This window comes from Bartonella sp. AA16NXGY, from assembly GCF_042197325.1.
In the GTDB taxonomy this organism is placed as follows: Bacteria; Pseudomonadota; Alphaproteobacteria; order Rhizobiales; family Rhizobiaceae; genus Bartonella.
On sequence record NZ_JBHIRR010000011.1, the window covers coordinates 23,664 to 33,095 of the forward strand.

Below are 9,432 nucleotides of genomic sequence, written 5' to 3' on the forward strand. Positions count from 1 at the left end.
TAAACAACCTTAGATTGTTTAACGCACCAAAAAAAACGATACCATAAATAATGGCCACCCCAACGCCATCCACCAGCGCCAAACCAAAATCAACTGCCCGCAAACACCCCCCCCCCCCCACAATGACGGGGGAAAGAGCCATCAAGACCCCCATAAAATCTTTGAAGAGCCCAGTGCCATTCAAAACACCAAGGCTTATTGATAAAAAACCACAAAAGCCCTTAAAACTCTAAAGGCATAAAATTCAACAAAATAAACAACCTTAGATTGTTTAACGCACCAAAAAAAACGATACCATAAATAATGGCCACCCCAACGCCATCCACCAGCCCTTCACCATCAACACCCAACGCGCAAATCCAGCCATAAGTGACAAACCAGCCATCAGTGCCAAACCAACCTTCAACGCCAGCCATAAACGATTTGAAATGAACTTTTTAAAAACGCATTGGGCGAATCTTTGAAGAACCTTTTCGGCGCGATGTTTCAATGCGCAAAGCTTGAAGCTGTTCTTGAAAATCTCTGAAAGAAACGGCGGCATATTCAGGATCTTTAAGGATATTTTTATAAAGTTCATATTTTGCCCGTGCTTTAATAAGATCAAAAGCATAAATCAACCAAGGGTTATCATCCTCTTTCAGCTGTTCATCAGCAAAATGAACAGGAGCATAAGAAAGCTGTACAGTTTCCACATGTTCTGGTGTTGGAAAGAGTCCTATTTTTTGATCAAGGTACGTATAAAAGAATGGCGTTCCTAGCGCAGGATGCATACCATATTGTTGATGCAACACTTCCAAGGGCTTAAAGAACAACTTTGTTGGTGTTGCATTCTTTGTTACTAAAAAGACGCCCTCCAAACTCTTTTCTGCTTCAATAAAAACCCCCTCTTCTTGCCCATACCATGTTTTACCACTCTGTGTTTTAAACGTCCTTTCTCTTTTTTCATTAAAGAAAAAGGGTTCGCGTTCACACAAACGCAAAGCCGTAAAAATTGAATCTTGAATTTGCAGGGAATATTCCGCTGTTGTATCATCAATTTCATCTTGAATAAGCGCGACCATATAAGCAAAAGTTTTAGAATGGTCTGAATGTGTAAAGTTTAGATTTTGGGGATCAGTGGATAAAGTGGTCATAAGCCTGTCCTTGTTTCTGGAAGCATTTTAAATTTTTCCCCCAACAGATCCCTCTTGTTGGGGGAAGAGAGCAAACATTCGCTTTAAGCGGGTGCTCCATAAGTTGGGATGACAATAGTGCCAAAATCCTGAGCCCCTTGCGTACTCCCTGGCAAGGTAAAGCAAGTTTTTTTCATACCAATAATGGTTTTTGCCGCAACCCCGAATTCTCTTTCATAGTCGAAGAGTTCTTCCACCAATTTATAGCGTGTCGCCCCTCGATCTTTACCAAAAGCAATCACAGCACTCTGCGCACCAAGCAGAACAGCCCGCCGCACATTTGGCACAGCTTTATTAGCGGTTCCAGCTTCGACCCCTTCAGTAATATGTTCAGCTTCGCGCAAAACCACACCATTATACATGCCCAAAGACCCATCATAGAGCGGATTTTTGATACGACTTCCACTATAGATTGCCTTAGTAATGTCGAGCCATTGCCCCGCATCAGTATTGGTTCGCAATTGTGTCACTTGGGTTGGATGAAGATAAAGCACATAAACATTTTCCCCATCGATCCGCACGGGTCTAATTTTAGGATTTGCCAATTTAGCCCGTTCAACCGCTTTATCAATCAAGCTGAGATCAAAAACATCGTCTTCTTTTAAGTCCTCATCTTTTGCTTTATCGTTAGGACGTACCACGCGTTTATTGGTTGGTGCCGTTGGCGCATTAAACCCATAATGAACAGGTTTAAGGGTAATCGTGCGTCCTTCAAAGTTAATTGTTTTTGCGGTATAACCACACACTTGAATGAAGAACATCATACTCAGACGATCTGCATACCAATCAACCAAACCATTTTTTGCCTCGGTGCGCAAATCATGGAGAATTCGTTGTTGATCAATCGTTCCCTCATTTTTGACACGCACGGCATGAACGAGTTCATTAATTGCCAAGCGATCATTGAGAAACTGTAAAGCTTCTTCATTGCCTTCCAATGTCTGCCCTTCACTCACCCCATCGCCTAGCAACTGCACACGCAAATTAAAGCTAATAGCATCCCCACTTGCTTTCGTGGTTTCATCTTTTAATTGTACGATACTGTTTGAATCATTTCCAATCAACGGTGCAATTGGAAGTGCTTTTGAGACTTCTTGGTTTAGTAATTTAGACCATGTGCGCACTGCCATTGGGTCATTAAGTCCGATATAAGTTACAGTCATTTTGTCCTCTAAAAGTTTTATTGACATAAAAAACCCGGCAAAGCGCCGGTTGTTAAAACACCACATTTCATTTCAAATGGTGAATAGGTTGTTTGTGAGTTTTATCTAATTTCTGTTAGCGTCTGCCTCCCCCTTATAAGAGCTCTCCTCACCACATCCGTGCTGTGAGAAATCCCCCCGCATTCTTCTGCGCCAAAAGCCTCTTAACATTCCCGCAAAAAACACCTGCCACATTCTTGTTTTTAAAATTCTCTTCCCCCCATTAAACGATTAAAAGCGGCTTTATTTTTAGGATCAGCAACCCAAGCGCTAAACTCTGCTTCTGACATTTTATCAAGCATATCCAAAGAAATCGGCCCATTTGGCGTCAAGCCGTTATAAGCAGCAAGAGTACGTGCAGAATTGTGTCTTTCCTGTAAATTTTCACCCATGTTATTGGGAACATTTGTGTAGCCAATTTTTTGTGCAATAGAGTAAATCACTTCAGCCGGATTTTGATTTTTTTGCGCACAATCGCGCAAGATCTGCTTCAACTCATCACCAATTATCGCATCAATATTTTGGGGATCTGCCATCTCAGGATAGAGCGAAGCACAAGCTGCCAACTGTTTAGCCCGCGTTTCATAAATAAAATCAGCTGCTTGATCAAAATCATGATGCTTTTGTTTAACACTGGCAACAGACTGCTGAAAAAATGCATGCAACTGTTCTGCTTCGCGAGCAAGAGAAGGCTGTTGTTTTTCATGTACAAGCCCTTGTTTTTGGAGTGTTTTTCCCAACCATTGCATATAGCCCATAAAGTCTTTTTGCGGATCTGGTGGAACATCTTCTCCCCCTTGAACCTCTTTTCCAGCCTTTTGCGAAGAGTACTGTTGTTGATGCACTTGCCCTTGAAAATTATCTTCAAGAGTTTTTTCTTCTCTTGCAATTTCACCATTTTCTCCCTCTTGTGTTGAGACCAGAAAATCTTGTTTCAATTGGTTTTGTTCTGCCGGCGTTAAGTGTTCTTGATCCATGACATTAGCCTTCTCTTTTTTTTAACAATAAAATCAAATTTTTCAGATAAAACAGCCCATAAGCACTTATCCCCTCAATGTTCTCCCATCATTTGAGCACCAGTATTCCCCCCAATGCTCTCCACCCCACATGACGGCAAAACTCCCCTCTCCACCCTACTTTTCCCAACAGTCCTGCCCTACAAAACAGGTCTTTTAAGAAAAGGGAGCCCATGCACTACGAAAATCGATAAGCAATTTATGATATATGGCGTTTATCAGAAGTCACGCATGACAAAGCGTCCTATTGTTGAGCCTTTACTGTCTGCAACATCTGCATTATCTGCTCTGTTCCCACATTACCCCCCATCTGCGCTGAAGCATTTTGCTCTTCTTGAAAAGAGTTTTGCGCCTTTATAGCGATTTTATGAATAAGTGAAGCCGGTAAAGGCGAATAGCGTAAAAGATCGAGCATAATCTCAGGCGTTGTAAAATTTTGCATCAAAGGAAGCAATTGCATGATCAGTGCAAAAGTACGCTCTTTTTCATTAAGACTTGTTGGCGCATCATCCACGACAATATCATATTCCAAGCTTGTCACCATTTCGCGTGTCAGCGGCACATACTGGGCATTTTCATCACCAGCAATACGCACCAACCGCCCATCGGAGAGATAATTTTGAATAAGATAGAGAATAATTTTTCCCTGTCGTTGCCGATATCGACGCAACCCATCAAAAAAGGAAGCCAAAAGATTAAGTGACGATTGTCGCCGTTGTTGTTCAAGAATGCCAGGCTGATTGACAGCTCGCGTCCCAATAAATTCAGAAGACAACCCCGTCACCTGTTCGAGAGCACTCTTTGCTTCATTAAACAATTGAAAAAAACCTTGCGGAAATTGCGCCACGGGTTTAGGTTGGATTCTTCCGCCAGACACAGCCCCACTTTTCAACCAAGTAATGCTATCGGCTCTAGCCCAACTCTCGACGGCTTGTCGATCATCATCAAAAGCATCGCGTTCTGCCATAATGCCGCCTTTTGATTGGCTATTGAGCAAGTGCATTACTTGACTAAAATATTTGTTTGCCCACCGTTGCGGATCTTTTGTAGGGCGCACAATTCCGTAAAACTGTCGGCTTAACTTATCAAAAGTACCGGTAATACACTCCCATCCCAATTGATTGGGTGGAACCAAAGGCTTATCAGGCGCTTCAAGCAGCTTTCTACCTAAAAATGCCCGTTTGACAATTTTTCTGTTCAACCTTGTTGCCTGGACATGAGGAAAAGTTTTGCTTAAATTTTGGAAATCCTGCTCTGAATAATCGACAAACTTTCCACTTAGAGGCTCGAGAACTTTATAAACCACCTCGCGTTCAAACCAGCGACATTCTACCAATGTCACCATTTTAGGACGTTGATAGCCGCTCCCCTCTTCTCCTTGATACCCCCTCTCGGACTGATAACTTTGTGTCATCCCATCGCTGGTTGAATGTAAAAAGCTCTGATGTTTAACCCAATCAGCATTAAGGTCACTCCAATGAACATTGGGAAACATTTCCTGCGCCACAGCAAGGGGTTTTTCATCGATATACCATAAGCGTTGAGCATCAATAAGATTAGGCTTGACAGCACTTGCATCCCACACCATTTTCATCGGGTCTAAACGTGCAATGATTGGTTTTCCTTGGGGATCTTGTTCATAATCAAGGCGTGTATCTGTCCAGCCCATACCGCAAATAATTGCATCTTGAAAAGCATCGGAATCTTCGTATTCGCCATCGGCTTCATCGCGAAACCATTCGGCTGCTCCTGTCAGAATCTGATTAGCAAAGGCTGCGCCTTCTTGTCGTGGAATAAATTGCACTTGCCTTTTATTATTGCGCTCAGCCCCAATCACGGCATTAATTAAAGGCGCAATACGGTTAAAAGTCATCACCGGTCTGTTTTGTTCGTGCAAGACAGCCAAGTCTTGCTCATTCCATTGCCGTCCATTATAAAAATCGTAATCTTCCTGGGCATTTTTTCGCCATTTTTCGACATGATCAATATCATCCTGATACCAACCCACGAGTTTTTTAAAGAGAGCTTGATTTTCAAGCGTTTCGATTTGATTAAAAGAAGAATCTGTAGAACTATTCATTAAAAAGCCATCCATGAAGTTTGAGAATGGTGAAACGAGCGATAAGGTTTTTTTCGCGCTTTAGCATTTGGTTGTTCATAAGCCACACACATCAGTCCAAAGGCATCGGCCCCATGGCTAGCCCAATCATGTTCAGCCCCTAGTCCGATATTGCGCTGTTCGTCGCGCTTTTCATGATACCAAGCAAGCGCTTTTCTGCCCGCACATGTCGTTTCACGATTAAACCATAGTGCAGGAAACAACCGCCTTACGGCTTCGATACGCATTTTCACAGCGCCTGTTCCTTGGTTAGGAATTATTTTGGTTTGAAAACCGGCTTGTTGAAGGGCACTTTCAAAACTCACATTATAGACACGATCTTTTGTTGCGCCATCATGAGGCAAAACCATAAGAGCCTTTTCATATCCCCTTTGAAAAACCCAGCCCACATGCTCTGAGAGAGGTTGTCCTTGGGCTTCATAATAATCGAGCACTCGGATTTCACGTCCAACAAATTGCGCCACCCACAATGCGGTAGCATCGGCCTTTGCTCCTGTTCCCCCGATATCCCAAAAGATTCTCACCTGCATCAAAGGATCCCGTGGAACAGTGGTAATCCGCCCTTCCATTTCGGCTTCCAGCAGGCATTTCTGATAATAAGCCCCTTGGACAGCTTGGAGATATTCGCCTTCCCAAATATGGTTATACTGCTCTGGTCTTTGCTGCAAATCGTCCATTCGATCACGATTGAGTTTTTCAGGAAATTGCGGATTATCACGCCAATTGATTTCCACCCCTTTGATATGAGGATTATCGACATTTCGGAAACGTTTTTCCACGGCTGCATTTTCATGGCATGGGTTCCATGTGACCCATAATTCTGCATTCCAATCTTTTCCTTCTTCGCGCAAAGTTGGAATAAGTGTTTGCCAAGCAGTTTCTGTCACGGGCTCGGCTTCATCGACCCAACAAAGGAAAACGCGTCCCATTGATTTAATACTTGCGATATTGCGATCAAGCCCAGCAAACACATAGACAATCCGTCCATCTTTTGACTTAATATATTTATCGCCGATTTCATAATAGTCTTGTAAAAAAGGATAAGACTCGATAGCGCGTTTAATTTCCTCCAAAGAACTTTCATTAAGAGAATTTTGAAATTGCCGTGCACAAAGAATAATCCCGCGTTCTCCAGCCATTCCATGGCGATATCCCACCACAGCCGACATCAAAGCAAAAGAACGTGTTTTTCCAGAACCCCGTCCTCCCCAAGCGGCTCGCACATCTGCTTTTCCAGTAAAAACAGGAATAAGCTTTGGAATAAGAGCCACTTGAGCCGTTTTCTGCTCAATTTTTTGAGAAATTTTCTGAACAGTTGTCATTATAAATTTTCATACTTTAGCAATAATTGCGCTGCACCCTTTTGCTTATCCCAAGTTTAATGATCCCAGAGCAATTGAACGAAAAGAGCAATTGAACGAAAAACGCCCTTCTCAAAAGCAGCGCTTTATCTTTTCTTCATCCTAATATTCAATAAATTTCACTTTTTTGCATGAGATCCCCTTGACCCCACCTATGCGCCCCAAGCCCCCAAGGCACAAAAGCCCCACCCCCTCAAACACCGCGCCTGTCATCCCCCAACCACAAGCAAGGTATCCCCCCAACCAAATCATAGCCTCAGCACATGGCTCTCAGGCATATCCAAAGCCCAACATCCTCCAATATCATGCCTCTCAAGCATCACCAATCCTCACACTTTATCCCCCAAGATACCCCCACCAAAACACATGCATCCCGCAAGCATAACACTTCTCTCAAGTTTCATGCCCCTCCCCCATCAAAACACTGTTCCATATCCACCACACAAATACCCTGCACCAAATTCCCTCCAGCACACGGGGGCCCTTACGGCATCATTCACCAAAGCCCCTTCCCAATATCACGAGCGCCTACAAGCACGATAGCCTCCGCTTCAATCCCCTCAAGATAGGCAATCACCAAAGCAGCCCCCTTGCAAGACATCACCCCACATCACCCACCTCAGCCTAACATTTTTCAATATCACAAGCCTCAGTTATCGAGGTATCACACTTCTCCGGTTCACTATTTTTTGCATTCACTGGTACAATCTCAATACGCGAAACTGTTTTTGATATCTCCACACCTTCAATAACGAGAAAAAACCAAATCTTCACCAGATGCCCAAAACAGCAAATATCATCAAGCACTCCCCAACATCTTTCAGGTATCGCGCCCCTCACGCATCGCCATAAAAGCATCTTGCCGGCCCCTCTTCAAACAGACCACCCCAGACGCCATGTACCCCCAAAAAACACCATATGCACCGAAGTCTCCTCCAGTCCACGTCCTCATGCTTCCCCCACCAAAGCTTAACAACGTCACAGCTCACACGCCTAAAGCACACGCCCCTCACCGCAATTTCAATCATAAGCTTTCAGACAAACATCTAGCATCCCCGTTCAAAGACAATATCCCTTAAACATCATGTGCCCAACCCAACATTTTCTCGTAGCTTCAAGCCTCAGTGACCAAAGGATCAAGCTTCTCCGGTTCGCTATTTTTTGCATTCACTGGCACAATCTCAATCCGCGAAACTGTTTTTGATATCTCCACACCTTCAATAACGAGAAAAGACCAAACCTTCACAAAAATCCAAAACAGTAGATAACAACCACACCCCCTAAGCATTGTACCTCTCGGGTATCACCTCTTCAGCACACGCCCCTCTGTCATCGCCCATAAAAGCCGGCATCTCGACATAGGAAGCCCCAATATCTCCCACCGAAATATTCTGCTCTCCAGTAAATGCCCAAACATCACAGCTCCTTCTTCAAACCTTAGTTATCGAAGTATCACACTTCTCCGGTTCGCTATTTTTTGCATTCACTGGTACAATCTCAATACGCGAAACTGTTTTAACCTGCCCTTCTCCAGCCCCCTGAAGAGGCAACACTTTTGCCAGCAGCGAAAAAAAAGGAACAGGATTATTCAACGCATGATACTGAAGATAAGACACCAGCCCATCTTCACCATAGTGATATCCAGCCTGCTCCGCCGCTGTCAAAAGAGCTTCATTAAATCGCTTTGTTGTTTTATTTAAAGCCCCTTTTTTCCGCCCTCTTCGACGTAAGGGAAGACAATGTTCATCTACCATCATCATGTTCCTTCCAACTAAAGAGAAACCAAAACCTCAAACACAAAAAATGACATAAAAATCAGCAACAAAATTTGCCAAGCATTCAACAATTAAAAAAAAATGGGACACACCCAAAAAGATAAGAGCCCACATAAAGCCCAAATCCTCCGCATAATTTTACAGATTCACATTTTTACGCTTTTACATCATTACAGAACGCAGCCAAACGAAACGCTCAAATCACTACCCCGCACCGTTCTGTAAACACGGGTCTGCAACAAGCTGATGTCTCGTCTATCAGATTCCCCTGCTGATTATTTCATATAGCTATCCCACACTTCAAAGAATGGTGTTTCATCAAACACGCCAGATAAGCTCTGATCTACAATTCGACTTCAAAAAGCAAATTTTCCTCTGCTGAATAAAGCTTCCACCCCGCACCGGTTTTAAACTATCATCCAACCTTTTACCCAATAAATTCCCCTACTAACATCAGATTACCGCCCCCAAACATCCCTATTTTACACTATAACCGTATAGCAAATCTTTTAATTGTTCTTGCCAATCCCTTGAAATTACTTTATCACTCAAAGGATATTTTGATCGTCCACGCAACGATCAATAAGGGATAGTAAAGCCCTAAGCTCTAGCGTAAGAATGAACCCACTTTGTGGGTGTCCCGGGATTCCGGGAGTTTTTGCTATGTCCAGGTGTGATAAGCACTAAAAGCAAAAATGCTGACTAGAGCTCAGTACTTTACTACTCCCGGAATACTCATGCGAGGGCGCTCGCAACCGGAGGGGAGCTTGAAGTGCAAACTAAAAAT

At 43.4% G+C, this 9,432-nt stretch carries 10 protein-coding genes; all 10 read right to left on the reverse strand.

Annotation, left to right across the window (positions count from 1 at the left end; genetic code table 11):
* Positions 1-221 precede the first annotated feature (221 nt).
* Positions 222-416 (reverse strand): hypothetical protein, encoded by a 195-nt coding sequence (locus ACFINK_RS06970; protein ID WP_273791305.1) that lies wholly within the window; start codon positions 414-416, stop codon positions 222-224.
* A gap of 21 nt (positions 417-437) precedes the next feature.
* Entirely contained in the window at positions 438-1,133 is a 696-nt protein-coding gene (locus ACFINK_RS06975; RefSeq protein ID WP_375638500.1) for a phage adaptor protein, read from the reverse strand.
* Positions 1,134-1,216: 83 nt separating this feature from the next.
* Positions 1,217-2,335 carry a BaGTA-type gene transfer agent major capsid protein gene (gene bgtG / locus ACFINK_RS06980; protein ID WP_273791303.1) on the reverse strand — a complete coding sequence of 373 codons (1,119 nt, stop codon included), beginning with the start codon at positions 2,333-2,335 and terminating at the stop codon, positions 1,217-1,219.
* 242 nt (positions 2,336-2,577) lie between these two features.
* Positions 2,578-3,351, reverse strand: a complete 774-nt coding sequence (locus tag ACFINK_RS06985; protein ID WP_375638501.1) for a hypothetical protein — start codon at positions 3,349-3,351, stop codon at positions 2,578-2,580.
* A 283-nt stretch (positions 3,352-3,634) separates the two neighbouring features.
* Complete coding sequence (bgtI, locus tag ACFINK_RS06990; RefSeq protein WP_375638502.1) at positions 3,635-5,485, reverse strand: BaGTA-type gene transfer agent portal protein BgtI; 1,851 nt, start codon at positions 5,483-5,485, stop codon at positions 3,635-3,637.
* Positions 5,470-6,831, reverse strand: a complete 1,362-nt coding sequence (locus ACFINK_RS06995; RefSeq protein WP_375638503.1) for a PBSX family phage terminase large subunit — start codon at positions 6,829-6,831, stop codon at positions 5,470-5,472. Before ACFINK_RS06995 ends, bgtI begins: the two co-directional genes overlap by 16 nt.
* Before the next feature lie 663 nt (positions 6,832-7,494).
* Positions 7,495-7,710 (reverse strand): hypothetical protein, encoded by a 216-nt coding sequence (locus ACFINK_RS07000; protein WP_375638504.1) that lies wholly within the window; start codon positions 7,708-7,710, stop codon positions 7,495-7,497.
* Entirely contained in the window at positions 7,691-7,822 is a 132-nt protein-coding gene (locus ACFINK_RS07005; RefSeq protein WP_375611677.1) for a hypothetical protein, read from the reverse strand. The genes ACFINK_RS07000 and ACFINK_RS07005 overlap by 20 nt, the downstream gene beginning before the upstream one ends.
* A gap of 162 nt (positions 7,823-7,984) precedes the next feature.
* Positions 7,985-8,116, reverse strand: a complete 132-nt coding sequence (locus tag ACFINK_RS07010; protein ID WP_375638505.1) for a hypothetical protein — start codon at positions 8,114-8,116, stop codon at positions 7,985-7,987.
* A 184-nt stretch (positions 8,117-8,300) separates the two neighbouring features.
* Positions 8,301-8,627, reverse strand: a complete 327-nt coding sequence (locus ACFINK_RS07015; RefSeq protein WP_375638511.1) for a hypothetical protein — start codon at positions 8,625-8,627, stop codon at positions 8,301-8,303.
* Between the last annotated feature and the right edge of the window lie 805 nt (positions 8,628-9,432).

What these genes read in the sequence shown, in the direction of transcription:
- ACFINK_RS06970 (WP_273791305.1), bottom strand. Translation starts at nt 416, where the DNA reads ATGGCTGGCGTTGAAGGTTGGTTTGGCACTGATGGCTGGTTTGTCACT.
- ACFINK_RS06975 (WP_375638500.1), bottom strand. Translation starts at nt 1,133, where the DNA reads ATGACCACTTTATCCACTGATCCCCAAAATCTAAACTTTACACATTCA.
- bgtG (WP_273791303.1), bottom strand. Translation starts at nt 2,335, where the DNA reads ATGACTGTAACTTATATCGGACTTAATGACCCAATGGCAGTGCGCACA.
- ACFINK_RS06985 (WP_375638501.1), bottom strand. Translation starts at nt 3,351, where the DNA reads ATGGATCAAGAACACTTAACGCCGGCAGAACAAAACCAATTGAAACAA.
- bgtI (WP_375638502.1), bottom strand. Translation starts at nt 5,485, where the DNA reads ATGGATGGCTTTTTAATGAATAGTTCTACAGATTCTTCTTTTAATCAA.
- ACFINK_RS06995 (WP_375638503.1), bottom strand. Translation starts at nt 6,831, where the DNA reads ATGACAACTGTTCAGAAAATTTCTCAAAAAATTGAGCAGAAAACGGCT.
- ACFINK_RS07005 (WP_375611677.1), bottom strand. Translation starts at nt 7,822, where the DNA reads ATGAGGACGTGGACTGGAGGAGACTTCGGTGCATATGGTGTTTTTTGG.
- ACFINK_RS07015 (WP_375638511.1), bottom strand. Translation starts at nt 8,627, where the DNA reads ATGATGGTAGATGAACATTGTCTTCCCTTACGTCGAAGAGGGCGGAAA.